The organism is Pseudomonas sp. (assembly GCF_035554175.1).
Taxonomy (GTDB): Bacteria; Pseudomonadota; Gammaproteobacteria; order Pseudomonadales; family Pseudomonadaceae; genus Aquipseudomonas.
In genome coordinates, this window is the sequence record NZ_DATMIV010000030.1 from 22992 (window position 1) to 49854 (window position 26863).

27 protein-coding genes and 2 tRNA genes are annotated in these 26863 nt (G+C 60.4%); 7 read left to right on the forward strand and 22 right to left on the reverse strand.

Features of this window, described 5'->3' with window-relative positions:
• Positions 1–85: 85 nt before the first annotated feature.
• Both VNV36_RS13760 and VNV36_RS13765 read right to left on the reverse strand, forming a co-directional pair.
• Positions 86–162 (reverse strand) — tRNA-Met (locus VNV36_RS13760).
• 115 nt (positions 163–277) lie between these two features.
• Entirely contained in the window at positions 278–2335 is a 2058-nt protein-coding gene (locus VNV36_RS13765; protein WP_325718255.1) for a methyl-accepting chemotaxis protein, read from the reverse strand.
• Between the two features lie 431 nt (positions 2336–2766).
• On the opposite strand from VNV36_RS13765, the gene VNV36_RS13770 reads away from it, so the two are divergent.
• Positions 2767–3984, forward strand: coding sequence for an MFS transporter (locus tag VNV36_RS13770; protein ID WP_325718256.1), 1218 nt, complete (start codon positions 2767–2769; stop codon positions 3982–3984).
• A 187-nt stretch (positions 3985–4171) separates the two neighbouring features.
• Here VNV36_RS13770 and ychF read toward each other — a convergent pair whose 3' ends face one another.
• The 8 genes from ychF to VNV36_RS13810 form a co-directional block, all read right to left on the reverse strand.
• Positions 4172–5272 (reverse strand): redox-regulated ATPase YchF, encoded by a 1101-nt coding sequence (gene ychF, locus VNV36_RS13775; RefSeq protein ID WP_016773202.1) that lies wholly within the window; start codon positions 5270–5272, stop codon positions 4172–4174.
• Between the two features lie 22 nt (positions 5273–5294).
• Positions 5295–5879, reverse strand: a complete 585-nt coding sequence (gene pth, locus VNV36_RS13780; protein WP_126366351.1) for an aminoacyl-tRNA hydrolase — start codon at positions 5877–5879, stop codon at positions 5295–5297.
• Between the two features lie 171 nt (positions 5880–6050).
• Positions 6051–6653 carry a 50S ribosomal protein L25/general stress protein Ctc gene (locus VNV36_RS13785; RefSeq protein ID WP_325718257.1) on the reverse strand — a complete coding sequence of 201 codons (603 nt, stop codon included), beginning with the start codon at positions 6651–6653 and terminating at the stop codon, positions 6051–6053.
• Positions 6654–6794: 141 nt separating this feature from the next.
• Complete coding sequence (locus VNV36_RS13790) at positions 6795–7736, reverse strand: ribose-phosphate pyrophosphokinase (protein WP_003171603.1); 942 nt, start codon at positions 7734–7736, stop codon at positions 6795–6797.
• A gap of 45 nt (positions 7737–7781) precedes the next feature.
• Positions 7782–7856, reverse strand: a tRNA-Gln gene (locus tag VNV36_RS13795).
• A gap of 37 nt (positions 7857–7893) precedes the next feature.
• Positions 7894–8745 (reverse strand): 4-(cytidine 5'-diphospho)-2-C-methyl-D-erythritol kinase, encoded by an 852-nt coding sequence (ispE, locus tag VNV36_RS13800; protein ID WP_325718258.1) that lies wholly within the window; start codon positions 8743–8745, stop codon positions 7894–7896.
• A gap of 3 nt (positions 8746–8748) precedes the next feature.
• Positions 8749–9366 carry a lipoprotein insertase outer membrane protein LolB gene (gene lolB / locus VNV36_RS13805; RefSeq protein ID WP_325718259.1) on the reverse strand — a complete coding sequence of 206 codons (618 nt, stop codon included), beginning with the start codon at positions 9364–9366 and terminating at the stop codon, positions 8749–8751.
• 3 nt (positions 9367–9369) lie between these two features.
• Entirely contained in the window at positions 9370–11094 is a 1725-nt protein-coding gene (locus tag VNV36_RS13810) for a tetratricopeptide repeat protein (protein ID WP_325718260.1), read from the reverse strand.
• A gap of 182 nt (positions 11095–11276) precedes the next feature.
• On the opposite strand from VNV36_RS13810, the gene hemA reads away from it, so the two are divergent.
• From hemA to VNV36_RS13840, 6 genes are all read left to right on the forward strand, one after another.
• Positions 11277–12563, forward strand: a complete 1287-nt coding sequence (hemA, locus tag VNV36_RS13815) for a glutamyl-tRNA reductase (protein ID WP_325718261.1) — start codon at positions 11277–11279, stop codon at positions 12561–12563.
• The gene (gene prfA, locus VNV36_RS13820; protein WP_325718262.1) at positions 12560–13642 is read left to right on the forward strand and encodes a peptide chain release factor 1; all 1083 of its coding nucleotides are present in this window, start codon (positions 12560–12562) and stop codon (positions 13640–13642) included. The genes hemA and prfA overlap by 4 nt, the downstream gene beginning before the upstream one ends.
• Positions 13643–14473, forward strand: coding sequence for a peptide chain release factor N(5)-glutamine methyltransferase (gene prmC, locus VNV36_RS13825; protein ID WP_325718263.1), 831 nt, complete (start codon positions 13643–13645; stop codon positions 14471–14473).
• Entirely contained in the window at positions 14467–15222 is a 756-nt protein-coding gene (locus VNV36_RS13830) for a molybdopterin-synthase adenylyltransferase MoeB (protein ID WP_325718264.1), read from the forward strand. Before prmC ends, VNV36_RS13830 begins: the two co-directional genes overlap by 7 nt.
• Positions 15215–16006, forward strand: a complete 792-nt coding sequence (gene murI, locus VNV36_RS13835) for a glutamate racemase (RefSeq protein WP_325718265.1) — start codon at positions 15215–15217, stop codon at positions 16004–16006. The genes VNV36_RS13830 and murI overlap by 8 nt, the downstream gene beginning before the upstream one ends.
• 109 nt (positions 16007–16115) lie before the next feature.
• Positions 16116–16634 (forward strand): acyloxyacyl hydrolase, encoded by a 519-nt coding sequence (locus VNV36_RS13840; RefSeq protein ID WP_024014291.1) that lies wholly within the window; start codon positions 16116–16118, stop codon positions 16632–16634.
• A 93-nt stretch (positions 16635–16727) separates the two neighbouring features.
• Here the strand turns inward: VNV36_RS13840 and VNV36_RS13845 are convergent, their stop codons facing one another.
• The 12 genes from VNV36_RS13845 to VNV36_RS13900 all read right to left on the reverse strand — a co-directional run bounded on the left by VNV36_RS13845 (position 16728) and on the right by VNV36_RS13900 (position 26837).
• A complete protein-coding gene (locus VNV36_RS13845) occupies positions 16728–17033 on the reverse strand; it encodes a YkgJ family cysteine cluster protein (protein WP_024014290.1) in 306 nt (101 codons plus the stop codon).
• A gap of 52 nt (positions 17034–17085) precedes the next feature.
• Positions 17086–17577, reverse strand: coding sequence for a DUF2878 domain-containing protein (locus VNV36_RS13850; protein ID WP_325718266.1), 492 nt, complete (start codon positions 17575–17577; stop codon positions 17086–17088).
• Complete coding sequence (locus tag VNV36_RS13855; protein ID WP_325718267.1) at positions 17570–18835, reverse strand: class I SAM-dependent methyltransferase; 1266 nt, start codon at positions 18833–18835, stop codon at positions 17570–17572. The genes VNV36_RS13850 and VNV36_RS13855 overlap by 8 nt, the downstream gene beginning before the upstream one ends.
• A complete protein-coding gene (locus VNV36_RS13860; RefSeq protein WP_325718268.1) occupies positions 18822–19637 on the reverse strand; it encodes a DUF1365 domain-containing protein in 816 nt (271 codons plus the stop codon). The genes VNV36_RS13855 and VNV36_RS13860 overlap by 14 nt, the downstream gene beginning before the upstream one ends.
• Positions 19634–20881: an NAD(P)/FAD-dependent oxidoreductase gene (locus VNV36_RS13865; RefSeq protein ID WP_325718269.1), complete on the reverse strand. Its 1248-nt coding sequence runs from the start codon at positions 20879–20881 to the stop codon at positions 19634–19636. Before VNV36_RS13865 ends, VNV36_RS13860 begins: the two co-directional genes overlap by 4 nt.
• Positions 20878–21660, reverse strand: a complete 783-nt coding sequence (locus VNV36_RS13870; RefSeq protein ID WP_325718270.1) for an SDR family NAD(P)-dependent oxidoreductase — start codon at positions 21658–21660, stop codon at positions 20878–20880. The genes VNV36_RS13865 and VNV36_RS13870 overlap by 4 nt, the downstream gene beginning before the upstream one ends.
• Positions 21657–22079 carry a nuclear transport factor 2 family protein gene (locus VNV36_RS13875; RefSeq protein ID WP_325718271.1) on the reverse strand — a complete coding sequence of 141 codons (423 nt, stop codon included), beginning with the start codon at positions 22077–22079 and terminating at the stop codon, positions 21657–21659. The genes VNV36_RS13870 and VNV36_RS13875 overlap by 4 nt, the downstream gene beginning before the upstream one ends.
• Entirely contained in the window at positions 22072–23517 is a 1446-nt protein-coding gene (phrB, locus tag VNV36_RS13880; protein ID WP_325718272.1) for a deoxyribodipyrimidine photo-lyase, read from the reverse strand. The genes VNV36_RS13875 and phrB overlap by 8 nt, the downstream gene beginning before the upstream one ends.
• Positions 23518–23533: 16 nt before the next feature.
• Positions 23534–24475 carry a MerR family transcriptional regulator gene (locus VNV36_RS13885; protein ID WP_325718273.1) on the reverse strand — a complete coding sequence of 314 codons (942 nt, stop codon included), beginning with the start codon at positions 24473–24475 and terminating at the stop codon, positions 23534–23536.
• On the reverse strand, positions 24475–25437 hold the full coding sequence (locus VNV36_RS13890) for a YbgA family protein (protein ID WP_325718274.1): 963 nt from the start codon (positions 25435–25437) through the stop codon (positions 24475–24477). Before VNV36_RS13890 ends, VNV36_RS13885 begins: the two co-directional genes overlap by 1 nt.
• A 201-nt stretch (positions 25438–25638) precedes the next feature.
• Positions 25639–25854 (reverse strand): TIGR02450 family Trp-rich protein, encoded by a 216-nt coding sequence (locus VNV36_RS13895; protein WP_325718275.1) that lies wholly within the window; start codon positions 25852–25854, stop codon positions 25639–25641.
• Positions 25851–26837 carry an NAD(P)/FAD-dependent oxidoreductase gene (locus VNV36_RS13900; protein ID WP_325718276.1) on the reverse strand — a complete coding sequence of 329 codons (987 nt, stop codon included), beginning with the start codon at positions 26835–26837 and terminating at the stop codon, positions 25851–25853. Before VNV36_RS13900 ends, VNV36_RS13895 begins: the two co-directional genes overlap by 4 nt.
• Between the last annotated feature and the right edge of the window lie 26 nt (positions 26838–26863).

A 26863-nucleotide genomic window follows, 5' to 3' on the forward strand; every position in this document is an offset into this window, starting at 1 on the left:
TCCAGGACAGGAAGGAGCAATGCAGGCGAGGTTTTATTCAAGCATAAAAAAACGGCCTACCTTTCGGTAAGCCGTTTTTAGTACTTGGTGGCTACACAGGGACTTGAACCCCGGACCCCAGCATTATGAATGCTATGCTCTAACCAACTGAGCTATGTAGCCAAGTGGCGCGCATTATTCCCCTGAATTGGCAAAGCGTCAAGCGTAAATCAAAAATATTTCTTCCTGTTTTCAACCGCTTATCCTCCGGCCCCGAAAATCGGGGCCGGGGAGGGCGTCAGCGCAGCTGGAATCTGGCGGTATTGGCGCTCAGGGCCTGGCTGCCCTGACTCAGGGTGTCCGCCGCGAGGTTCACCGCCCGTGCACCTTCGAGCAAACGCACCGCCGCTTGATCGACCTGCTGGATACTGCCGCTGACCTCATCCGCCGTACTCGCCTGCTCTTCGACCGCCGTGGCGATCTGCGCGAGGGTGTCGGTGACGTTCTGCACGGCGCTGGCGATTTCCCCCAGACGTGCGCCCAGACCGGTGACCGCTTCGGCATCCGATTGCGCTTGTCCACAGGCTGCTTCCATCAAGCTCACGGCTTCGTTGACCGTGGCGCGCAGGCTGTCGACGGTGCCGGCGATTTGTGCGGTGGACGATTGCGTGCGTTGCGACAGACTGCGCACCTCATCGGCGACCACGGCAAAGCCGCGCCCCTGTTCACCAGCGCGGGCCGCTTCGATGGCGGCGTTGAGCGCGAGCAGGTTGGTTTGTTCGGCGACGCCGCGAATGGTGTCGACTACCAGTTGGATCTGCTGGCCTTGCTCACTGACCCGACCGAGCGCTGCGGCGGTATCGTTCAGGCGTTGATTGAGTTGCTGAATGCTGGCGGTGGTGCGCTGGCTGTCGCGGCTGCTGTCGGCAGCGATGCGCCGGGTGTGCTGGGCGCTGCCGGAGGCCTGTTCGCAACTCTGTGCTACGCCTTGCGAAGTGGCGGCCAATTGCGTGGCGGCAGCGGCGATCTGGCTGATCTGCAATTGTTGCGCTTCGACTTCGCCGAGGGCGCCGCTGGAGTGTTCGTTGAGGCTGCGCACAGCATTGCTCAGTTGCGAGGTCTCGTGGTCGACGCCGAGCATGCTGCTGCGCAGTTGCACCACGGCGACGTTGAGTGCGGTACTGATCGCCGCCAGCTCATCGCGCCCCACTATCGGCACTTGCAGACTCAGGTTGCCGTCACGCAAGGCTTCGGCGAGCAGGGTGATGCCGCTGGCGCTGCGACGTATCGACGCTTGCAGGCAGACGAACAGGTACAGCGCTGCCAGCAGCAAGCAGCCGAAGATCGCGGCGACGACGATGAACTGGCGGATCGCCGAGGCGTAATAGGCATCGAGCCGCTGATCCAGCGCCACCAGCGATTGCTGACGCAGTGCAGCGAGGTCGGTGAGCAGCGCATCGAGGCTGCGTTCAAAGTCTTCCGCTTTCAGATTGATGCTGCCGCCGAATACGCCGTCATCGAGGACTTTCAAGCCACTGTCGAGGTGTTTCAGGCTGTCGTGGTATTGACCGGCCCAGGCTTGCAGCTCGACTGGCAGACGCGCCTCCAGCAGGCCAGCGGTTTTCACCAGTTGCTCGCGGGCATCGCCAATGCGGCTGCGCAGGTCGCGCAATTGCAAGCGACTCTGCAAGGTGAACTGTCCGGAGACGACCGAAGCCTGTCCGACCGCGGCGAGGCGACCGATCCGCTCGATCAGGTTCGGCGCGTGTTGTGTGGCGATCTGCGTCAGCAGGTAGGTTTCCAGCCACGGTGCCAGGGTCAGGCGATTGTCCATGACGATCTGCTCGCGCAAGGCTTGCAGCGCGGCCAGGGCATTGGTGAAACGATCGTAACCGTCGGGCCACCAGCCAACACCGCTCAGGCTTTTCGAATCGAGGCCGTTGAGTGCGGCTTGCAGCGCCTGGTAACGCGCGAGGGTTGCGCCCTCGGCACCTTCCCGGTTCAGCGCATTGCCAAGGTCGGTGGTCGCTTGCTGCACCGCCGGTTGCACGCCGTCGAACGCGGCCATGGCGGCGAGTGTGGCCGGTGTCGGCTGGCGGTTCGTTTCGGTGGCGCGCCAACGGGCGGCGCGGTCGCGTTGAGCGGCGAGCAGGTTGTCCAGCGCATCCAGCGCGAGCAATTGACGTACCCCGGCACGTTCGCCGGAGATCAGATTGAGTTTCTCGCGATAGTCATGGCCGATCATCAACAGGCTGCCGGCCAACGGCAGAATGAACAGCAGAAACAACAACTGGAATTTACCCGCGAAGCCAAACCGCCCCAGCAATTTGATCCCCGGTGAAAGGAAAGCCTGCATGCCTCATGACTCCTCTGGACACCACGCACCATTGGCGTGCATCGCGAACGCTTCGGACGCGATCCGTGCCCGCTAAAAGGCCTCGAAAGTTCCCTCATGCCCGCTCTGTAGGCCGGCTCTGTAGCGAAACTTCCCATTGTCGAGCGCCTTTGTAAGGCGTTCGTGTTCAAGGGCGGAAACAAGGCAAGATTCAGACCATGGCGTTGCGCTATCACCTTCGCTGCCAACGATCCTCTGTAGGAGGTGCCGAAGGCTGCGATCTTTTGATCTTGTTCTAAAAGATAAAAAGATCGCAGCCTTCGGCAGCTCCTACAGGGGTGATCAGTCGCCAATAACTTAGTTAGCTGGCTAAGGGGATGGCGCTGACGCACCGAAAAATGGCACATTGACGCACCTGCCTGCGGGCACCCATCTGCTGTCCGGAATTTTCCATGGCTATCAGCAACGTTCAGACCGCCGCTGCCTCGGCGACCGCTGCTCCCCAAAGCAGTCCTCTGGTGATGCGCATCATCGGCGCGGTGGCGCTGGCGCATTTGATCAACGACCTGATCCAGTCGGTGCTGCCTTCGATCTACCCGATGCTCAAGGCCAACTATGGCCTGACGTTTACTCAGGTCGGCCTGATCACCTTGACCTTTCAGCTGACCGCATCGCTGTTGCAGCCATGGGTCGGCTATCACACCGATCGACACCCGAAACCATGGCTGTTGCCGGCGGGCACGGTGTGTACCTTGATCGGCATTCTGATGATGTCGGTGGTGGGCAGCTTCCCGTTGATTCTGCTGGCAGCGGCGTTGATCGGTATCGGCTCGTCGACCTTTCACCCGGAAGCGTCGCGTGTGGCGCGGCTGGCTTCGGGCGGGCGTTTTGGCCTGGCGCAATCGACGTTCCAGGTCGGCGGCAATGCCGGCTCCGCGTTCGGCCCGCTGCTGGCGGCCGCGATCATCATCCCGTTCGGGCAAGGTAACGTGGCGTGGTTCGGCCTGTTCGCGGTGTTTGCGCTGTTCGTGCTGTACCGCATCAGCCGCTGGTACGCCAATCACCTGAACCTGTTCAAGCTCAAGGCCGGCCAGGCGCCAACTCACGGCTTGTCGAAGGGCAGGGTGACCAGCGCTCTGGTGGTGCTGGGTTTGCTGGTGTTCTCCAAGTATTTCTACATGGCCAGTTTCACCAGTTACTTCACCTTCTACCTGATCGAGAAATTCGACCTGTCGGTGGCCAGTTCGCAGCTGCACCTGTTCCTGTTTCTCGGCGCGGTGGCGGCGGGGACGTTCTTCGGCGGGCCGATTGGCGACAAGATCGGGCGTAAGGCAGTGATCTGGTTTTCGATCCTTGGCGTTGCGCCATTCACCTTGATCCTGCCGCATGTCGATCTGTTCTGGACCAGTATTCTGAGCGTGGTGATCGGCTTCATTCTGGCCTCGGCGTTCTCGGCGATCGTGGTGTACGCGCAGGAATTGGTGCCGGGCAACGTCGGGATGATTGCCGGGATTTTCTTCGGTCTGATGTTTGGATTTGGCGGGATTGGTGCGGCGCTGCTCGGCCATCTGGCGGATGTGCACGGGATTGAGTATGTGTATTTCCTGTGCTCGTTCCTGCCGTTGTTTGGCGCGTTGGCGATCTTTTTGCCGCGTACCAAAAAGGCCTGACGCGACACCATTCCCCCCTGTGGGAGCGAGCCTGCTCGCGAAGAGGGCGTTTCAGTCGATAGATATTCAGCTGACACACCGCTTTCGCGAGCAGGCTCGCTCCCACAAGGGAATTGCGTACAGCCATAAATTCCATCAGGCACAAAAAAGCCGCGTATCAAACGCGGCTTTTTCTTGGGCGTAACGCTTACACGTTGAAGCGGAAGTGCATCACGTCGCCATCCTTGACGATGTAATCCTTACCTTCCAGGCGCCATTTGCCGGCTTCTTTGGCACCGGCTTCGCCCTTGTACTGGATGAAGTCGTTGTAGGCGATGACCTCGGCGCGGATGAAGCCTTTCTCGAAGTCAGTGTGGATTACACCAGCGGCTTGAGGGGCGGTGGCACCGACTTTGACGGTCCAGGCGCGGACTTCTTCGACACCGGCGGTGAAGTAGGTCTGCAGGTGGAGCATTTCGTAGCCGGCGCGGATCACGCGATTCAGGCCCGGCTCTTCCAGGCCCAGGGCCTCGAGGAACATGTCCTTCTCTTCGCCGTCATCGAGCTCGGCGATTTCCGCTTCGATCTTGTTGCAGACCGGAACGACCATGGCGCCTTCTTCCTCGGCGATGGCCTTGACCACGTCCAGGTGCGGGTTGTTCTCGAAACCGTCTTCAGCGACGTTGGCGATGTACATGACCGGTTTGGTGGTCAGCAGGTGGAAGCCCTTGATCACGGCTTTCTCGTCTGCGCTCATGTTTTTCATCAGGCTGCGCGCCGGTTTGGCTTCGGTGAAGTGCGCGATCAGTTGCTCGAGCAGAGCTTTTTGAACCACGGCGTCCTTGTCACCGCCCTTGGCGTTGCGCGCGACTTTCTGCAGTTGCTTCTCGCAGCTGTCGAGGTCGGCGAAGATCAGTTCCAGGTCGATGATTTCGATGTCGCGTTTCGGGTCAACGCTATTGGAGACGTGGATCACGTTGTCGTCTTCGAAGCAGCGCACGACGTGAGCGATGGCGTCGGTTTCGCGAATGTTGGCGAGGAACTTGTTGCCCAGGCCTTCACCTTTCGAAGCGCCGGCGACGAGGCCGGCAATGTCGACGAATTCCATGGTGGTCGGCAGGATGCGCTTCGGGTTGACGATGGCCGCCAATGCTTCCAGGCGCGGATCCGGCATCGGCACGATGCCGCTGTTCGGCTCGATGGTGCAGAAGGGGAAGTTCTCGGCCGCGATACCGGATTTGGTCAGGGCGTTGAACAGGGTGGACTTGCCGACGTTAGGCAGGCCGACGATGCCGCAATTGAATCCCATGGTGTTTCCCCTCGGGTAAAAGTCAGGCCTTCTGGCTGTGCAGGTTTTTCATCGCACGGTTCCATTCACCGGCGAGGATATCCGGCAGCACGCCGAGGGCAAAGTCGATGCTGGCATCGAGTTTTTCCTGTTCGGCGCGTGGCGCACGACCCAGGACGAAATTTGAAACCATACTGGCAACGCCCGGGTGGCCGATGCCAAGCCGCAGGCGGTAGAACGTGTTCTGATTGCCCAATTGCGCAATGATGTCGCGCAACCCGTTGTGACCGCCATGGCCGCCGCCCTGCTTGAGCTTGGCAACGCCCGGAGGCAGATCGAGTTCGTCATGCGCCACGAGGATTTCTTCAGGCTGGATGCGGAAGAAACCGGCGAGTGCCGCCACGGCCTGGCCGCTGCGGTTCATGTAGGTGGTGGGAATCAGCAGACGAACATCCTGACCCTGATGCGAGTAGCGCCCGGTCAGGCCGAAATATTTGCGATCGGCAACAAGGTTCACACCTTGCGCGGCCGCGATGCGCTCAACAAAAAGGGCCCCTGCGTTATGCCGGGTCTGGTCGTATTCAGCGCCTGGATTTCCCAGGCCAACGATCAGTTTGATGGCAGTCACGATAGGGGCCCTTCCTTTGAGTGGTGGATAACATCGCCGCGATCAGGGACAGCGGCGAAAGTGGACGAAAAATGCTCATTTACCATGGATGTAAACTCCGCGTTCTCGCCCGCTTTCTCGCTACGTTCCAGTCCGCGATGTTACTTGCTCACTCAGGCATGACAGAGTGAATTACTCTGCTGCGCCTTCTTCGGTAGCTTCTGGAGCAACACGTGGAGCGTGGACGTTGGCAACAGCCTTGTCATCGCCGTGTGCCAGAGCCACGAATTCAACGCCTTTCGGAGCTTTGAGGTCCGACAGGTGAATGATCGAACCGATTTCAGCGTCAGCCAGATCGACTTCGATGAACTCAGGCAGATCTTTTGGCAGGCAGGTCACTTCGATTTCAGCAACAACGTGCGAAATCTCGCCGCCTTTCTTCACTGGAGCAGCTTCGTTGATGAAGTGCACAGGAACGATGGCGGTCAGTTTCTGGCCGGCAACAACGCGTACGAAGTCAGCGTGCATCACGTGGCCTTTGGCCGGGTGACGCTGCAGGGCCTTGATGATGACGTTCTGCTTGGTGCCACCAACGTTCAGCTCGATGATGTGGCTGTAAGCCGCTTCGTTTTCGAGCAGTTTGGCAACTTCTTTGGCCAGCATGCTGATGGATTCAGGGGCTTTGTCGCCACCGTAAACTACAGCTGGAACCAGGCTTGCGAGACGACGCAGGCGGCGGCTCGCACCTTTCCCCAGGTCGGAACGCACTTCAGCATTCAGAGTAAAATCGTTCATTTTGTATCTCCAAAATAGCCATGACCGAGTGGCGTTTGCGACCAGCGCCGAACACGGTATGGGCAAAAAAGCCCCGCCCCGACAGGAATGCCGGGGCGGGGCGCTTTTCGTCAACGAGACATTTCGCGAAGGGCAAAGCCCTTAACGGAACATCGCGCTGATCGATTCTTCATTGCTGATGCGGCGAACCGCTTCGGCAACAACCGGTGCGATATCCAGTTGACGGATACGTGCACAGGCTTGTGCTGCAGCGGACAGCGGGATGGTGTTAGTGACCACCAGCTCGTCCAGCACGGAATTTTCGATATTCTCGATGGCCCGGCCCGACAGCACAGGGTGTGTGCAGTAGGCAAAGACCTTGGCTGCGCCATGCTCTTTCAAGGCCTTGGCCGCGTGGCACAGGGTGCCGGCGGTATCGACCATGTCATCGACGAGAATACAGGTGCGCCCTTCGACATCACCGATGATATGCATCACTTCAGAGTGATTGGCTTTCTCACGGCGTTTGTCGATGATCCCGAGATCGACGCCCAGCGACTTGGCAACAGCCCGTGCACGCACGACACCACCAATGTCCGGGGAAACGATCATCAGGTTTTCGAAGCGCTGATCTTCAATGTCATCCACCAGAACCGGGGAGCCGTAGATGTTATCTACCGGGATATCGAAGAAGCCCTGAATCTGGTCAGCATGCAAGTCGACCGTGAGAACACGGTCGATGCCGACTACGGTAAGCATGTCAGCGACGACTTTCGCGCTGATGGCCACACGTGCGGAACGCGGACGGCGATCCTGACGGGCATAACCAAAATAAGGAATAACAGCAGTGATACGAGTAGCCGAGGAGCGGCGGAAGGCATCAGCCATCACTACCAGTTCCATCAGGTTATCGTTGGTCGGAGCGCAAGTCGGCTGAATAATGAAAACGTCTTTACCGCGAACGTTTTCATTGATCTCGGCTGTAATTTCGCCGTCGGAAAACTTGCCGACAGAGATGTCACCGAGAGGGATATGCAGCTGACGTACGACACGCCGAGCCAGATCGGGGTTAGCATTCCCCGTAAAGACCATCATCTTGGACACGCGCAGTACCTAGAGGCTGAGGGTAACCTGGATGAGTAGAGAAAATGGCAGGGGCGGCTGGATTCGAACCAACGCATGGCAGGATCAAAACCTGCTGCCTTACCGCTTGGCGACGCCCCTGTATCTGTTGCTTTCAAGTGCCGGGCACTTGATTCCTTTAGAGCAGACTTTGCAGCTTGCGGTGCAACATCGAAACGTTGCTTCCTTTTGCTACAAACCCTGTAAGGGTCTCTGTCAGAAGGGCCGAGACTTTATCAGCTTCGGCTTTGCTTGGGAAGCCCCCAAACACACAACTTCCAGTTCCGGTGAGCTTTGCTTCGGTAAATTTACCTAACAAATCCAATGCGTTACGAACTTCCGGATAACGCCTTGCAACCACCGGCAAGCAGTCATTTCGACTGTTTCCCTCGGGAACGGGGCGCACTTTAATGGGCGGGGTGTTACGTGTCAACAAAGGATCGGAAAAAATTTCTGCCGTACTAACAGAGACTTGCGGCACGAGCACCAGATACCACGGTTCTTCAGGGTCGACCGGGGTCAGTTTCTCGCCGACACCCTCGGCAAACGCCGCGTGGCCACGGACGAAAACCGGTACGTCGGCACCCAGCGACAAGCCCAGTTCGGCCAGACGATCTTCCTCCCAGTCCAGTTGCCAGAGATGGTTGAGACCGAGCAAGGTCGTCGCCGCATTCGAACTGCCGCCACCGATGCCGCCGCCCATGGGCAGCACTTTGTCGATCCAGATGTCGATGCCGAGCGTGCAGCCGGATTGCTGTTGCAACATTTTCGCGGCGCGCACGATCAGGTTGCTGTCGTGGGGCACGCCGGCGAACTCGGTGTGCAACTGGATCACCCCGTCATCGCGCACGGCGAAGGTGATTTCATCGCCGTAATCGACGAACTGAAACAGCGTCTGCAACTCGTGGTAGCCGTCTGCACGGCGACCGAGAATATGCAGCATCAGATTCAGTTTGGCCGGCGAGGGCAGGGTCAGGCGTGCAGCGGTCATGCTTTATTGCCCCAGCTTGCGCGGTTGCCAGGTCTTGATCACCAGCGTCACGTCGAGGTCGGTGCCGTGCAGCTTGATGCGCTCGGGCAGCCAGTAACCATTCTGTTCGGTGTAGGCGGTGTATTCGACTTTCCAGCCATCCTGCTCAAGGCTGGCCAAACGACTGTCAGCGTCCAGGTTCAAGCGACTTTTGCTCTCGGGGGCCGGCAGACCACGGACCCACCAGGCCAGATTCGATACCGGCAATTTCCAGCCCAGCTGTTCTTCGAGCAGTGCTTCCGGCGACTGCGATTCATAGCGGCCCTGGTTGGCCACTTCCAGCGAAACTTTGCCCGGGCGCCCGGTCAGGCGTGCCGCGCCACGACCCAGCGGACCGGACAGGCGAATGTCGTAATAGTCCTGACGCTGCAGCCAGAACAGCGTGCCGCTGCCGGAATCCTTCGGTGCGCGGATGCCGATCTTGCCGTCGATCTGCCAGCCATCGAGGCCGGTCAGCTGTTGTTTGTTCGCCGCCCACTGGGCCGGGCTGCCGTGGCCCTCGACCGATTCGCGGGCGCCGAAACCCGCGCAACCGGCGAGCAGGGCGATGAAGCTGAAAACAATAACGTGGCGCAAAAACATGGGTTAAAGAGTCTCGGATCCGGTCAGGCGCTTGATGGTGCTGCGCAGAATGGTGCTGTCGGGCTGATCCTTGAGGAACTTGCCCCACACTTGTTTGGCTTCGCGTTGATTGCCTTTGGCCCAGAGCACTTCGCCCAGATGCGCGGCCACTTCGTGGTCAGGGAAACGCTCGAGCGCCTGACGCAGGTATTTCTCCGCGTCGTCCAGATTGCCCAGGCGGTAGTTGACCCAGCCGAGGCTGTCGAGAACGGCCGGGTCTTCCGGGTTGATCTGGTGCGCCTGCTCAATCAGCGTTTTCGCTTCAGCATAGCGAGTGGTGCGGTCGGACAAGGTATAGCCCAGCGCGTTGAGCGCCATGGCGTTGTCCGGGTCGCGCTTGATGATCAGGCGCAGGTCTTTTTCCATCTGTGCCAGGTCGTTGCGTTTCTCCGCGAGCATGGCGCGGGTGTAGAGCAGATTGAGATCGTCCGGGTATTTCTGCAGGGCTTGCTGCAAGACTTTCCAGGCCTTGTCGTCCTGTTTGTTGGCCGACAGGGTTTCCGATTCGATCAGATACAACTGAATGGCGTAATCCGGCTGCTCGTCACGCTCGGCCGCCAGTTTGCTCTGCGCTTCGGCGGCCTTGCCGTTGCTCATGAGAATATCGGCCTGACGCAGTTGCGCCGGCAGATAGTCGTTGCCGGGGCCGACCTGTGCGTACTCGATGAGCGCGCCTTGCGGATCGTTGCGCTCTTCGGCGATGCGCCCCAGGTTCAGGTGCGCCGAATCGACGTGGCTTTCGCGGGCGATCAGGTCTTCCAGATAGCCCTTGGCTTCTTCCCAGGCCTTGGCTTCCAGGCACACCAGCGCCAGTGAGTAACGCAGTTCATCGTCTTCCGGGTATTGCTGAACAAGGGTGGAGAACTCGACCTTGGCGTCGTCCATCCGGTCCTGTTCGACCAGCAGGCGCGCATAAGTCAGGCGCAGACGCTTGTCTTCCGGATACTTTTTGATGTTTTTCTGCAGCAGCGGCAGCGCTTCGTCGCCACGGTTGAGCAATTGAAGCAGGCGCGCACGCAGCAAAATCGGCGCGATCTCGCCGTCTTCCGGCGGATGGTCTTCAAGCAGGGTCAGCGCACCTTGGTTGTCGCCATCCTGCTGTAACAGCAGGGCCTTGCCGAAAATCAGCTGGTTGTTGTTCGGATGACGCTGCAGCAGACGGTCGAAGCTTTTCATCAGACCGTTGCGGGTTTCCTGATCGGTGTCGGCAGCCGACAGCGCGAGGAAGTCGAAATGGGTGTCGCCCTTGCCCTGCAGGACTTTCTCCATGTAGACCATGGAGTCGTCGTAACGCCCGGCCCGGGCCAGTTGCACGGCGGCGGCGCGTTGCGCTTCGAGATCGTCCGGGGCGTTGCGGGCCCAGATCAACGCGGTGTCGAGGGCCGGTTGATCGGCGCCCAGGTACTCGGCGATGCGAAAGGCACGCTCGGAAACGCCCGGATCCTGGGTGTTGATGGCCTGGGTCACGTAGTTGTCCAGGGCAATGTCGAAACGATTGCGCTGGCCGGCGAGTTCGGCGCTCAGCAGACTGAACACGGTTTCCTCGCTGAACGAGCTGTAAACCTTGGGCTTTTCAGGCGCGGGCGTGGTGTCCTCGACCGGCGGGGTGCCGTCCGGCGCAACGGGCGCCATGGCCTGGCAGCCGCTGAGGAAGACAAAAGCGAGGAGCAACGCGGAAGATCTATTCATATAGGAAGAGGACGACTAACCTGCGGTCGGATCATCATGACACAAGCCTTCGGCCAAACATAACCGAGACTCAATTGTGGCCATTATAGGGGCTGACGATTGGGACAATAGTCAGCGGTAGTTGTTCTGAATCTTTCGAAGTAGGACAATTGCCGGCTTCACGTCACCACCAGCGACCTTGAATGGCCTTCCTTGCACTCGGTATTAACCACAAGACTGCTTCAGTAGACGTCCGCGAGCGCGTGGCCTTTACCCCTGAGCAGCTGGTTGAGGCCTTGCAGCAGCTCTGCCGACTGACCGCCAGCCGCGAAGCCGCGATCCTCTCCACCTGCAACCGCAGTGAGCTTTATATAGAACAGGATCAGCTCTCGGCGGATGTCGTGCTGCGCTGGCTGGCCGACTATCACCATCTGAGCCTGGACGAGCTGCGCGCCAGTGCCTATGTGCATGAAGATGATGCGGCCGTTCGTCACATGATGCGTGTCGCCTCCGGGCTTGACTCGCTGGTGTTGGGCGAACCGCAGATTCTCGGCCAGATGAAATCGGCCTACGCCGTGGCCCGTGAGGCAGGCACCATCGGGCCGCTGCTGGGACGCTTGTTTCAAGCGACGTTCAATGCCGCCAAGCAGGTGCGCACCGATACCGCCATTGGCGAGAACCCGGTGTCGGTGGCGTTTGCCGCGGTCAGCCTGGCCAAACAGATTTTCAGCGATCTGCAACGCAGCCAGGCGTTGCTGATCGGCGCCGGCGAGACCATCACATTGGTCGCCCGCCATTTGCATGAGCTGGGGGTCAAGCGCATCGTCGTCGCCAACCGTACACTGGAGCGCGCCAGTCAGTTGGCCGAGCAGTTCGGCGCCCACGCGGTGCTGCTCTCGGACATCCCTGCGGAGCTGGTGCGCAGCGATATCGTCATCAGCTCGACCGCCAGCCAGCTGCCGATTCTCGGCAAGGGCGCTGTGGAAAGTGCGCTGAAGCTGCGCAAGCACAAGCCGATCTTCATGGTCGACATCGCCGTACCGCGGGACATCGAGCCGGAGGTCGGCGAACTCGACGATGTTTACCTGTACAGCGTCGACGATCTCCACGAAGTGGTCGCCGAGAACCTCAAAAGCCGCCAGGGCGCTGCGCAAGCGGCGGAGGAAATGGTTGCGGTCGGCGCCGACGATTTCATGGTGCGCCTGCGTGAACTGGCGGCGGTCGATGTGCTCAAGGCCTATCGTCAACAGAGCGAACGCCTGCGTGATGAAGAATTGCAGAAGGCCCTGCGTCTGCTGGCCAACGGCGGCAACGCCGAAGACGTGCTCGGGCAACTGGCCCGTGGTCTGACCAACAAACTCTTGCATGCGCCCAGCGTGCAGTTGAAAAAGCTGTCTGCCGAAGGCCGCCTCGATGCGCTGGCCATGGCCCAGGAACTCTTCGCCCTCGAGGGCTCACCGGATAGTTTTTCGGATAAAAAACCGCAATGAAAGCGTCACTGCTCAACAAGCTGGACATTCTCCAGGACCGTTTCGAGGAACTGACCGCGCTGCTCGGCGACGGCGAAGTCATTGCCGATCAGGCCAGATTCCGTGCGTATTCCAAGGAATACGCCGAACTCGAGCCTGTGGTGGCCGCCTATAAAAAGCTGCTCAGCGTGCAAAGCGATCTTGAAGGCGCCCAGGCCCTGCTCAAGGACAGCGACCCGGACATGCGCGAAATGGCCGTGGAAGAAGTTCGCGAAGCCAAGGAATTGCTGGTCACGCTGGAATCCGATCTGCAACGCATGCTGCTGCCTAAAGATCCGAACGACGGCCGCAACGTCTTTCTCGAGATCCGCGCCGGCACGGGCGGCGACGAAGCGGCGATCTTTTCCGGCGACTTGTTCCGCATGTATTCGCGGTATGCCGAGCGCCGCGGCTGGCGCGTCGAAATCCTTTCGGAAAACGAAGGCGAACACGGTGGCTATAAAGAAGTCATCGCCCGGATTGAAGGCGACAACGTCTACGGCAAGCTGAAATTCGAGTCTGGCGCGCACCGTGTCCAGCGTGTTCCTGCCACCGAATCCCAGGGCCGTATCCACACTTCGGCCTGCACCGTGGCAGTCTTGCCCGAGCCGGACGAGCGCGAAGCCATCGAGATCAACCCGGCGGATCTGCGCGTCGACACGTACCGCTCCTCCGGCGCTGGTGGCCAGCACGTCAACACCACCGACTCGGCGATCCGCATCACCCACATACCGACTGGCACCGTCGTCGAATGCCAGGAAGAGCGCTCCCAGCACAAGAACCGTGCCCGGGCGATGGCGTGGCTGTCGGCGAAACTCAACGATCAGCAAAACGCAGCGGCGGCCAACGCCATCGCCAGCGAGCGTAAATTGCTGGTCGGTTCCGGCGATCGCTCCGAGCGCATCCGCACCTACAACTACGCGCAGGGCCGGGTCACCGACCATCGCGTCAACCTGACCCTGTATTCGCTCGATGAAATTCTTGCCGGGGGCGTCGAAGCCGTGATCGAGCCATTGCTGGCCGAATATCAGGCTGATCAACTCGCAGCGATAGGTGAATAAATGACCATCATCGCCAGCCTGTTGCGCGCCGCGGATCTACCGGATTCACCGACGGCGCGTCTGGACGCTGAACTGCTGCTGGCCGCCGCGCTGGGCAAGTCGCGCAGTTTTCTCCACACCTGGCCGGAGCGCATCGTGCCGAGCGAGGCTGCGCTGACCTTTGCCGAGTACCTGCAACGTCGACGCAGCGGTGAGCCGGTGGCCTATATCCTCGGCCAACAAGGCTTCTGGAAACTCGATCTGGAAGTCGCACCGCACACGCTGATTCCGCGCCCCGACACTGAACTGCTGGTGGAGGCGGCGCTGGAGTTGCTGCCGCCAGCCCCGGCCAAGGTTCTCGATCTGGGCACTGGCAGCGGCGCTATTGCCCTGGCTCTGGCCAGCGAACGCCCGGCGTGGAAAGTCACTGCCGTGGATCGCGTACTTGAAGCCGTGGCCCTGGCCGAGCGCAATCGCCAGCGTCTGCACCTGAACAACGCCACGGTGTTGAGCAGCCATTGGTTCAGCGCACTTGCAGGCCAGCGCTTTCAACTGATCATCAGCAATCCGCCTTACATTGCCGCTGCCGATCCGCATCTGGTCGAGGGCGACGTGCGCTTCGAACCGGCCAGTGCGCTGGTCGCTGGTGAGGACGGCCTCGATGATTTGCGCCTGATTGTTGCGCAAGCCCCCGATCATCTGGAAAGCGGTGGTTGGCTGATGCTCGAGCACGGCTATGATCAGGCCGAAGCCGTGCGTGATCTGCTGCTGACCCGTGGCTTTGAAGAAGTCCACAGCCGCACCGACTTGGGCGGTCATCAACGCATCAGTCTGGGGCGTTTGCCGTGCTGAATGATCAGGAATTGCTGCGCTACAGCCGGCAGATTCTGCTGCAACACGTCGACATCGACGGGCAACTGAAGCTCAAGGCCAGCCGCGTGCTGATCGTCGGCCTCGGCGGTCTGGGCGCGCCGGTGGCGCTGTATCTGGCGGCAGCGGGCGTCGGCGAGCTGCACCTGGCGGATTTCGATACGGTCGACCTGACCAACCTGCAACGCCAGATCATTCACGACACCGACAGCATCGGCCTGAGCAAGGTCGACTCGGCGCTCAAGCGTCTGGGCGCCATCAATCCGGAGATTGAACTGATCGCCTACCGTCAGGCGCTGGACGAGGATTCGCTCGCGGCAGCCGTGGCGGCGGTGGATCTGGTGCTCGATTGCTCGGACAACTTCTCCACCCGTGAGGCGGTCAATGCTGCGTGCGTCGCCGCGCGCAAACCATTGGTCAGCGGCGCGGCGATTCGTCTGGAAGGGCAGTTGTCGGTGTTCGATTCACGGCGCGCCGAAAGTCCTTGTTATCACTGTCTGTACGGCCACGGCAGCGAAGCCGAACTGACGTGCAGTGAGGCCGGCGTGGTCGGGCCACTGGTCGGTCTGGTCGGTAGTCTGCAGGCGCTGGAAGCGTTGAAGGTGCTGGTGGGGTTTGGCGAACCGCTGGTGGGGCGTTTGTTGCTGATCGACGCCCTGGGTTCGCGTTTTCGCGAATTGCGCGTCAAGCGTGATCCTGGCTGCAGCGTCTGTGGTGCGCAGCATGCGTGAAGCGCCGATCGGCGTATTCGATTCCGGTGTCGGCGGTTTGTCGGTGCTCGCAGAAATCCAGCGTTTGTTGCCCAATGAATCGCTGTTGTACCTCGGCGACTGCGGGCACATTCCCTATGGCGAGAAGACCCCGGAATTCATCCGCCAGCGCTGCAGCGTGATGGCCGGGTTTTTCCGCGAACAGGGCGCCAAGGCTTTGGTGCTTGCGTGCAATACCGCGACCGTGGCGGGCGTCGCCGATCTGCGCCGCGATTTTCCCGACTGGCCGATTGTCGGCATGGAACCGGCGGTCAAACCCGCCGCAGCGGCCACGCGCAGCGGCGTGGTCGGCGTCCTTGCCACCACCGGGACTTTACAGAGCGCCAAGTTCGCTGCATTGCTCGATCGCTTTGCGGCCGACGTAAAAGTCATCACTCAGCCATGTCCGGGACTGGTCGAGCTGATTGAAAACGGTGATCTGCACAGCCCCGAATTGCGCACCTTGTTGCAAGGTTATGTCACACCGTTACTGGCTCAACGCTGTGACACGATCATTTTGGGCTGTACGCACTATCCCTTCCTCAAGCCGCTGTTAAGGTCGATGATCGGCACAGATATCAGCCTGATCGACACAGGCGCTGCTGTCGCGCGGCAGTTGCAACGTTTACTTGGCGAACGTGATTTGCTGGCGCAGGGCCCGAGTCTTCCGGTGAAATTCTGGACCAGCGCTGATGCGCAGTCCTTCAGAAAAATCCTGCCTCTGCTGGGCCAAACGGCATCGAATGTGCAAAACTTCGATTTGTAAAAAAAATGTGAAATAACTCGAAATACGCTGAACTTCTGACCAAGCGCGGATTTCTATAGCGACAGCAGCAACTAAAACCAAACGATCGTTCCGGAAAAGGAAGTTTCAAGTGAAGCGACTATTCTGCTTGGCCGCGATTGCGGCCGCACTGATGGGGCAAAGCATTTCTGCACAAGCCGCTGGCGTTGAATTCGCCGTCGGCGGTACCAGCGATTCGACAATGACGTATCGCTTAGGCATGAATTTCGACTGGGACAAGAGCTGGCTGCAGAGCGACGTGGGTCGCCTGACCGGCTACTGGAGCGGTGCTTACACGTATTGGGAAGGTGACAAGACTTCCAGCAACAACAGCCTGTCGTTCTCGCCTGTATTCGTTTACGAGTTTGCCGGCCAGTCGGTCAAACCGTACGTTGAAGCAGGTATCGGCGCGGCGTTCTTCTCTAACACCGAATACGAAAGCAACAAACTGGGGGGCTCCTTCCAGTTTGAAGACCGCATCGGTTTCGGCCTGCGCTTCAACGGCGGCCATGAAGTGGGCATCCGCGCAACGCACTACTCCAACGCCGGCCTGTCCAGCGATAACGACGGTGTAGAAAGCTACGCACTGCATTACACAATGCCGTTGTAAAACAGATCAAAAGATCGCAGCCTTCGGCAGCTCCTACATGGGAATGATGTCTCCTGTAGGAGCTGCCGAAGGCTGCGATCTTTTGCTTTTGAATCAGCGGTACGCGGTGGCAATACCCCGGCGCTCTTCGATGCACTCCGGCGCGCCCATTTCAAACTCGCGGCAGATCAACGGTCGCCGTTCGTAGATCGTGCACATCATGCTGTCGCGATCCAGCGCCGCGCACCAGCCGTCGTCCAGACGCAGCATCACTTCGCCGCCCCATTCATCGGTATCGATAAAGCGATCAGGCACGCCGGTGTCGGTGATCAGCATCACTTCCAGCTGACAACAGCACGCCGCGCAGGTCGAGCAGGTCACCGCCGGTTCAGCGATTTGCGTGTGGGGGATGGTTTTCATGGCGGCAGTGTAAGGCAGTGATCGCTGTGGGTGTGAACGCGCTGACGGACGCTCACAGCACCAAGCGTCGTGCCATCAAGTGCAGCAGCGGAAACAGCAGTGCCCAGAGCAAACCGATGACCATCAACGTCGGCACTTCGCCGTAGGGGAATTGCACCCCGGCCAGCCGGCCACCGCCGTAATACGATAATGCGCCGCCCACCGCACCAAGCGCACTGGCCAGCCACCAGGGCCGGGCGCTCCAGGCCAGGCAGTGGCGCAACGTGCTCCCGAGCAGTGCCCACAGCAGCATCAACCACAACGGAATCAGTGGCGCCGCATCTTCAAAGCGGAACACCCCGAGGTAACGCAAGACGCTGTCCACCGCCGTGCCGACGATCACAACGCACAAAATCAACCGACCCTCGGCCGACCAACTGCTGATCCAGCGCAGATGAATCACCAGTGCCGCCAGTGCCAGCAACAGCCACAGACTGTTGCCGCCCAGCACACAGGCCAGCCAGCCGAGCTGAAACAGCACGGCATTGGCGACACGCTCACGCATCGAAGCGCCCGAGCAGTGGCGCAGGGATTGCCGCCGGTTTCGCCAGCAACAATTGCGCGGTGCCGATACTGCGCTCGAGAAACCCGCCCTCGCAGTAGCACAGGTAGAACTCCCACAGGCGCAGGAAGTAATCGTCGTAGCCCAATTCGTTCAAGCGTCCGTGCGCCAGGCGGAAGTTCTCGTGCCACAGGCGCAACGTCCTGGCGTAGTGCAGGCCGAAATCTTCCATGTGCAGCAGATTCATATCGGTTTCGCGGCTGACCACATCGAGCATCTTGTGCACCGAGGGCAGGGCGCCGCCGGGGAAGATATAGCGCTGAATGAAATCGACGCTGCGTTTGGCCTGTTCATAACGTTGCTCGCGAATGGTGATCGCCTGCAGCAGCATCAGGCCGTTGCTCTTGAGCAGGTGCGCGCACTGCTTGAAATAGGTCGGCAGGAAACGATGGCCGACCGCTTCGATCATTTCGATCGACACCAGTTTGTCGTATTCGCCACTGAGGTCGCGGTAATCCTTGAGCAACAGGGTCACGCGATCCTGCAAGCCCAGTTGTTCAATACGCTTTGCCGTGAAGGCGTACTGCTCTTTCGACAGCGTTGTGGTGGTCACGCGGCAACCGTAATGCTGCGCTGCGTACAGCGCCATGCTGCCCCAGCCGGTGCCGATTTCCAGCAGATGGTCGCTGGGCTTGAGCGCGAGTTTCTGGCAGATCCGCTGCAGTTTGTTCAGTTGTGCCTGCTCCAGCGTGTCGCTTGGCGTGAGGAACTGGCCGGCGGAATACATCATGGTCGGGTCGAGAAACTGTTCGAACAGCTCATTGCCGAGGTCGTAATGCGCGGCGATGTTGCGCTGCGAGCCCTTGCGCGTGTTGCGATTGAGCCAGTGCAGGCCATGCACGAAGGGCCGGCCGAGACGCGCCAGACCGCCCTCCATGGCATCGAGCACCTCGAGGTTGCTGACGAACACGCGGACTACAGCGGTCAGGTCAGGTGAGCTCCAATAACCGTGGATAAACGCCTCGCCTGCACCAATCGAACCGTTGCCGGCGACCATGCCCCACAGGGCCGGATCGAGCACATGGACTTCGCCGAGCAAGGCGCTGCCCGGTGTGCCGAAAAGCAGGTGTTCGCCATCCTCGACAACCATTAATTGTCCGTGTTTGAGCTGCGCCAACTGGCGCAACACGCCACGGCGCAGCAGCGAGCCGGTCAAACCGTTGGTACTGAAGCGACCGAGCGGCAGGCTAGAGGATTTCATGGTGCGGCTCCTTCGGAGGCACAGTGGCGGTTTGAAAGCTGCCGTCGGCAGCCTGATGAGCGAAGATCGGCGCGCGCTTGAGCAGCAGGCGCAACGCTTGCCAGTAGATGGCCAACGCAGTTTTTGCGGTCATCCACGGGAAGCGCCGCAGATAGCGGTGCAGGCTGCGCCGATCGAGCGGTTCGCGGCGCAGATTGAGCGTGGCGTCGAACAGTTTTTCGCTGCCCTGCCAGTCGGCCATGTGCACGCCAAGGGTTTGCGCGGCAGGGCTGAAGCTCATGCGATATTCGAGATCGCGCGGCAGAAACGGCGAGACGTGAAACGCCTTGGCCACAGCAAAATGCTGATGGAAATCCACCAGGCTGGTCGGCGCCTGCGCCGGCAGCACATAGTGATAACGCTCGCGCCACGGCGTATTGGTGACTTCGCAGACGATCGCCGCCAGTTGTCCGTCGGCTTCATGGCAATAAAAGAAACTCACCGGATTGAACGACAGCCCCCAACTGCGGGGCTGGGTCAGCAGGCACACCGCGCCTTGTGGCTCATGGCCGATGGCCGCGCCGACCAGCCGGCGCACCGCGTCGATCAGGCGCATGCCGTTGCCGGTGAAGGCTTTCAGGTAATCGGTTTCGCGAAACGCAAACGGTGCGAAGCGGCTGCGCCCTGCCAGCGGCGAAAGGGCCAGCACTGCGTCCTGCTCGTTCAAGTCGAGATAAAGCAGGCCGATGCGATAGCGGAATTCATGTCGGCGCGGCGAAAAGCGTCGGTGGCCGATGACGCCGCTGTACAGAGCACTGTTCACAGGGTTTCACCAAACGCAGCGGCCACGCGCAAGCCGCTGACCACGCCATCTTCATGAAAACCGTTGGCCCAGTACGCGCCGCAATAATGGGTGTGCTGCTCGCCATCGAGTTCACCCCAACGGTTTTGCGCAGCCGCTGCGGCAAGGGTGTATTGCGGATGGGCGTAGGTGTAGCGGGCCAGCACTTTGTCGGGGCTGATGCCGGCGGTTTGATTGAGGCTCACGCAAAACGTGGTATCGCTTTCGATGCCTTGCAGGATGTTCATGTTGTAGGTGACCGCCGCGCGGATGTGACCGGCGCCGCCGAGTCGATAGTTCCAGCTGGCCCAGGCCAGTTTGCGCGTCGGCAGCAGCCGCGTGTCGGTGTGCAGCACCACGTCGTTGTCGGCGTAGGGCAGGGCGCCAAGAATCGAGCGCTCGGCCTCGCTCGGATTGGCCAGCAGTTTCAGGGCCTGATCGCTGTGGCAGGCAAACACCACTTTGTCGAAATGCTGGAGGCCGGCCGGGCTGTGGATAACCACCCCGTGCTGGTTGCGCTCCACGCGGCTGACCCGGCAATTGAGACGAATCCTGTCCCGGAATGCTGCGGTCAGCGGTGCGATATAAGCACTGGAGCCGCCTTCGATGACCTGCCACTGCGGGCGATCGTTGACCGAGAGCAGGCCGTGGTTTTTGAAGAAGCGCAGGAAGAACTGCAGTGGAAAATTGAGCATTTCCGCCATCGGCATCGACCAGATCGCCGCGCCCATCGGCACGATGTAATGCAGGATGAAGCGCTCACCGTAGCCGCCGGCCTTGAGGTAATCGTCAAGCGTAGTGTCAGCGGCAATGCTCAGTTCCAGCAGGTCGCGCTGGGCTTCTTTGTTGAAGCGCAGGATGTCGCGCAGCATGCCCCAGAACCCCGGCGACAGCAGATTGCTGCGCTGGGCAAACAGACTGTTGAGATTGTTGCCGTTGTACTCCACGCCGGTGTCCGGGTCGGTCACCGAAAAGCTCATCTCGGTCGGCTTGAAGGCTACGCCGAGCTGGTTGAGCAAGCGAATGAAGTTCGGGTAGGTCCAGTCATTGAACACGATGAAACCGGTGTCGATCGCGAACGATTGCCCTGCAACCGTCACTGGCACAGTGTGGGTGTGGCCGCCGACCCAGTCGCTGGCCTCGAAGACGGTGATGTCGTGGCGGCGGTTCAGCAGATAGGCGCAGGTGAGCCCGGCGATACCGCTGCCAATCACGGCGATTTTCATATCGGGTCCCGCAGCGGTGGAGTTTTGCGCACCATGCGTTTACCGATGGCAAGCTGGGCGCGCGCGGGCAGTTTCGAAAGCGGCCACAACGCCGCCATGAACAGCCCCGGGAAGGCGATTTCCAGCGGCCGATCCTTGAGTTTGGCGAAGATGTGCCGCGCTGCTTTGTCCGCCGGCCAGCTCAGCGGCATCGGGAAATCGTTCCGCTCGGTCAGCGGCGTTTCGACAAAGCCCGGGCTGATGATCGTCACCTCAATGCCTTCGTCCGCCAGATCGATGCGCAACGATTCGAACAGATAACGCAACCCGGCTTTCGACGCACCGTAGGCCTCGGCTCGCGGCAGGGGCAGGTAGGTCACGGAGCTGGCCATGCCGACAAGATGCGGCGCGGTGCCTTTGCGCAGCAGGGGCAGGGCGGCTTCGATGCAGTAGCTGCTGGCGAGCAGGTTGGTGCGTACCACGTGCTCGATGATCGACGAATCGAACTGGCGCGCATCGACATATTCACAGGTGCCGGCGTTGAGAATCACGCTGTCCAGCGCGCCCCAGGCTGCGGCAATCTGCTCACCGATTTCGCGAACGGTCTGACTGTTGGTCAAATCCCCGGGTACCACCAGCACCTGGCCCGGATAGCGCTGGGACAGGACCTTAAGCGGCGCGACCGAGCGCGAACTGACGGCCAGGTGTGCGCCGCTTTTCAGAATGTCCTCACACAAGGCTGCACCGATGCCACTGCTGGCGCCCGTCAACCAATAGCGACGTGGAGGTGTACGACTCATCCCATTCTCCTTTTCAGCCAGGCGATCACCCGGCCCAATATTGGCAAGTGTTCATACAGCAGCGCCCCGGCATCGAAATAATCCCGGTGGCGATAAACCTTGTCGCGCCAGAGCAGGTGCGAACAGCCGCCCACCCGGATTTCCCGGCCACTGGCCAGGCGCGGGTGGCGGTAACTCATGACCCAGCGCAAGTAACCTTCGCCTTCGCCGATCTGGTCATAACCATGAAAATCGAAGCGCAGCTCGCTGACATTGGCGTACAGCTCAGTGAAGTAGTCGTGCAGTTGCGGCAATCCCTGAACCTCGTGCAGCGGATCGGTGAAATGAATGTCACGGCTGTACAGCTCGCCCAGGCGATGCAGGTTGTCTTTGTTCAACCCGGAAAACTGCCGGGCGAAACTGCGCAGGAATTCACTCATCACTGGCTCCCACAGGCTGACGTGACGGCAGGTTCTTGAACGCCGTCAGCGCACGCTCGCGTGAGGCGCTGAGGTTGACGATCGGCGCCGGATAATCCGCCACGCCGAACAGGCCGCCAGCGCTGGCCGGGTTGTGCACTTGCTTCTTGTCGAGCCCGGCCAGTTCCGGCAACCAGTGCTTGATGAACACGCCCTCGGCATCGAACTTTTCCGACTGGCTCAGCGGGTTGAAAATGCGGAAATACGGCGCCGAGTCGGTGCCGGTCGACGAGCTCCACTGCCAGCCACCATTGTTCGCCGCCAGATCCCCATCAATCAGATGGCGCATGAAAAAACGTTCGCCTTCGCGCCAGTCGATCAGCAGGTTTTTGGTCAGGAACATCGCCACGACCATGCGCAGGCGATTGTGCATCCAGCCGGTTTCGAGCATTTGGCGCATAGCCGCGTCGATGATTGGCAGGCCGGTGCGCGCCTCTTGCCAGGCCTTGAGGTCCTCCGGCGCATTGCGCCAGGCCAGCGCTTCGGTCTCCGGGCGGAAGGCACGGTGTCGCGAGACGCGCGGATAGCCGACCAGAATGTGTTTGTAGAATTCGCGCCACAGCAGTTCGTTGATCCAGGTCACCGCGCCCACCTTGCCGCTTTCAAACTCGCCCTGATTGCTTTGCAACGCGGCGTGCAGGCACTGGCGCGGCGAAATCACCCCGGCGGCGAGATACGCCGACAGCTGACTGGTGCCGGGTTTGGCCGGGAAGTCGCGTTCGCTGCGGTAATAGTCGATGTGCGCATCGGTGAAGGTGTCGAGCCGGCGCCGGGCTTCTTGCTCACCGGCTGGCCACAATGTACGCAGGGATTCGCTGGGTGTGACGAAGCCTTTGACCGCTTCGGGAATTGCATCACTTTCGATATTCAGCGCAGCCTGCTTGCCCGGTGCTTGAACCAGCGGCGGCATCGAGCGGTGCAGGCGTTCGTAGCAGACTTTGCGGAACTGGCTGAACACCTGAAAGTAATTGCCGGTCCTGGTCAGCACGGTGCCGGGCTTGAACAGCAACTGGTCAAGATAGCTGTGGAATTCGATGCCTTCGGCCTGCAACGTTTCGGCGACAGCCGCATCACGACGGTTTTCGTGAACGCCGTATTCCTCGTTGACGTGCACCGCCCCGATCCGCAATTGCCGGCACAGCTTGAGCAGTTCTGCCGGCGCCTGATCCCAGTGCGGGGCGTTGCGAATCAACAATGGAATGTTCAGCGCGCCGAGGCTTTTGCTCAGCTCGCGCAGGTTGCGCAACCAGAAATCCACCTTGCACGGCGCATCGTCGTGTTCCAGCCATTGCTGCGGGCTCAACAGGTACAGCGCCACCGTCGGGCCGCGCGCTGCGGCAGCGGCGAGGGCGGTGTTGTCGTGTTGGCGCAAGTCGCTGCGCAGCCAGATCAGTTGCATGTCATGGAACCCATCGTCAAATCAAACCACGCTCAAGCAGCGCCTGGTGCGCTGCCAGCGGATCTTCAGCCAGGAACAAATCAGCGGTTTGGGAAGCGCGTGCGGACAACTCGGCGTGGTGGATATGCACCGTGGGCCCGGCAATCAACGTTGGGCAACTGACATTCGCCAGCAGTTTCGGTAACTGCGCCACTTGCATGGCTTTGCTGGAATACAGCAGCACGCCCCGGGCTTGCAGATGTTCCACAGTCAGCGCCAGTTCGCCGGCCGGCAGCGGCCAGTCGAACACCTGCACCGGGCAATCGGCACTGCTGATCAGCCACGCGCACAGCCACAGATGAGGCTCCAGTGGCAGGTCGGAATGATTGATCAGCAGCAACGGCGCCGAATGCAACTGGCGGTTGTTATGGTAGATGCGCGCGCCGAATTTACTGCGCAGCCAGGAAAAGAAGAACGTGCGCTCCATTTGGGCGCCGAACTGGCCTTGCCAGCGCTGTTCGAGTTCGGCCAGCAGCGGCATCAGCAATTGTTCGCACAGGGTGCGTGGCGGGTAGAGCGCGATGGCTTGGTTGACGCTGTCGTCCAGCGTGCGTTCATTGAGCGCGGTGACCGCCGAGAGCAATGTCTGGTGCAAACGCTGCCAGTCGTTTTCCAGGGTTTCGCTGAACGCTTGCGGGGTGTCGAGCAATGGCTTGACCTGACCGACGGCCACGCCTCGGTTGAGCCAGGTGAGAATGGTCATGATCCGCTGCACATGTTCAGCGCTATAGAGTCGGTGACCTTTGGGCGTGCGCTGTGGCACCACCAGCCCGTAGCGGCGTTCCCACGCACGCAGGGTGATGGCGTTGACGCCGGTCTGCCGCGCGACTTCGCGTATGGGCAACCAGCCTTCGTCGAGGGCTTTCTTGAAGTCGGCGCCGAGGTCTTCCTGGGCGCTGCTGTCGGTTTTATCGTTCATTAGATCGCATTTCGCAGACTGAGGTTTTCCGGGTGCGGTTGCAGATAAACCTGCTGCGCGATGTACGGATCCGGATGGAGTCGAAAGTGGTGCTTGAGCAACGTCAACGGCACCACCAAGGGCACGATGCCCTGACGGTACTGGCCGATGACCTGCTGCATTTCCTGTTTGTCTTCGGCGCTCAGCGATTGTTTCAAATATCCGCTGAGGTGCAGCAGCACGTTGCAATGGGTGCCGCGCGTTGCGCATTTCTTCAACGCGGCCATCAGTTCGCTGAAATAGCGCGGGCCGAGCTCGGCGGGATCGCTGTCGGCCATGTTGCCAAGCATTTTTCCCAGGGTTTTGTATTGCAGCGGGTTGTGCGCCATCAGCAGGTATTTGTAGCGCGAGTGAAATTCAGTGAGGGCGCGTCGGCTCAGGCCCTGAGCGAGCACTTGTTGCCAGGCGCTGTAGGCGAGCACGCGGGTGATGAAGTTTTCGCGCAACACCGGATCGTTCAGGCGTCCGGCTTCTTCCACCGGCAAATCCGGATGTTGCGCGCAGAATGCCTGCGCATAGATACCGCGACCGCCGCCGTTCACCGGCGCGCCGTTGGTGTGATAGACCTTGACCCGTTCCAGCCCGCAGGACGGCGACTGTTGCATGAAGATGTAGCCACACAGATCCTGCAGCTCGCCGGCCATTTTTTCGCCGTACGCGGCCAGCGGCCGGGTGACATTGATCGACGGATTGACGGTGCCCACCGCCTCGGGCTGCTGCGGGTCGCCAACCAGACGAATCGGCTCGCGGGGAATACCCATACCGATGGCGACTTCCGGGCACAGCGGTACGAAGTCGAAATATTCGGCGAGAGTGCGGCTGCACAGTCGTGATTCCTTGTGCCCACCGTTGTAGCGCACTTCTTCGCCCAACAGGCAGGCGCTGATGGCGATCTTCGGCTTGGACAGGGAAGCAGTAGACATGAGCACCTCGAATCTATACCTGTACAGAGTGTTATCTCTGTACAACTTTCGCTCAGCATAGATCGATGGATGTACAAGTCAAATGGTTTGTATAAGTTTTTTCTGTGTAGGAGTGAGCCTGCTCGCGATAGCGATGTGTCAGGTGGAAATGTTTTAACTGATACACCGCTATCGCGAGCAGGCTCACTCCTACAGGGAAATTTATTTCCAGCCCAGTATCCAGTGTTCGTTGTTCTGAAGCGTGCGCCAATCCAGTCGCTCGGTGCGCTGAGTCAGCACCGCCTGCAACTCGACTTCGAGCACCTTGCCCTCTTCATCGCGGATCAGTTCGGTGACCAGAAAATGCTTCTCGCGGTTTTGCGGCCGTGCTGCTGTCCATTTCGATAGCAGCAATTTGCGTGGATTGATGCGATTCATTGCAGGTGTTCGTGCAAGCGACGTGCAGCCTCCTGACCGCTGAGCCAGGCACCTTCGACGCGACCCGACAGACACCAGTCGCCGCAGACGTACAAACCCAGATCGGCGTCGGCCAGCGTGGTCCATTCGTGGCCGGTGGCCGGGCGGGCGTAGAGCCAGCGATGGGCGAGGCTGAAGGTCGGCGCAGGCATGGCGCTGTGCAGCAGTTCGGCGAAGGCACCGTGCAGATGCTCAATCACCGCTTCCTTGGACAGGTCGATGTGTTGCCGGCTCCACGCGCTGGTGGCATGCAACACCCAAGTGTCGAGCGTGGTGTCGCGCCCGGGTTTGCTGCGGTTGCGCGCCAGCCAGTCGAGCGGGCTGTCCTGCACGAAGCAACCTTCGATCGGCGTGTCCAGCGGGGTTTCGAAGGCGAGGGCGACGGCCCAGGTCGGTTCCATTTTCACCCCGGCAGCGACGCCAGCGAGTTTCGGTGCGGCTGCCAGCAGTGCGGTGGCTTGCGGTGCCGGCGTGGCGATGACTACGTGGCTGAAGGGGCCGTGGGTGTAGCCTTCTGCGTCTTGCAGATGCCAATGTTCCTCGCCGCGATACACCTCGGTGATACGGCAGGCAAACTGCACGTCGAGGCCATCGAGCAGACCACGGGTGATAGCGCTCATGCGCGGTGTACCGACCCAGCGGGTCTGCTCGTCCGGCGACATGTTCAGTTGCCCGCCCTGGAAGGTGTACAGCTGCGGCGTCCACTCGGCGGCCCAGCCGAGGCTTTGCCAGCGTTGCACTTCGGTGACGAAGCGGCGGTCGCGAGCGGTGAAGTATTGCGCGCCCATATCCAGCGAGCCAGCGTCGCTGCGCTTGCTCGACATGCGCCCGCCGCTGCCGCGGCTTTTATCGAACAATTGAACGGTATGCCCGGTCTCAGTCAGAGCCTGAGCGGCGGAGAGCCCGGCGATGCCGGTGCCGATGATTGCGATAGGTACAGTCATAGGGGCCTCGTTTACCTTTCTGTACA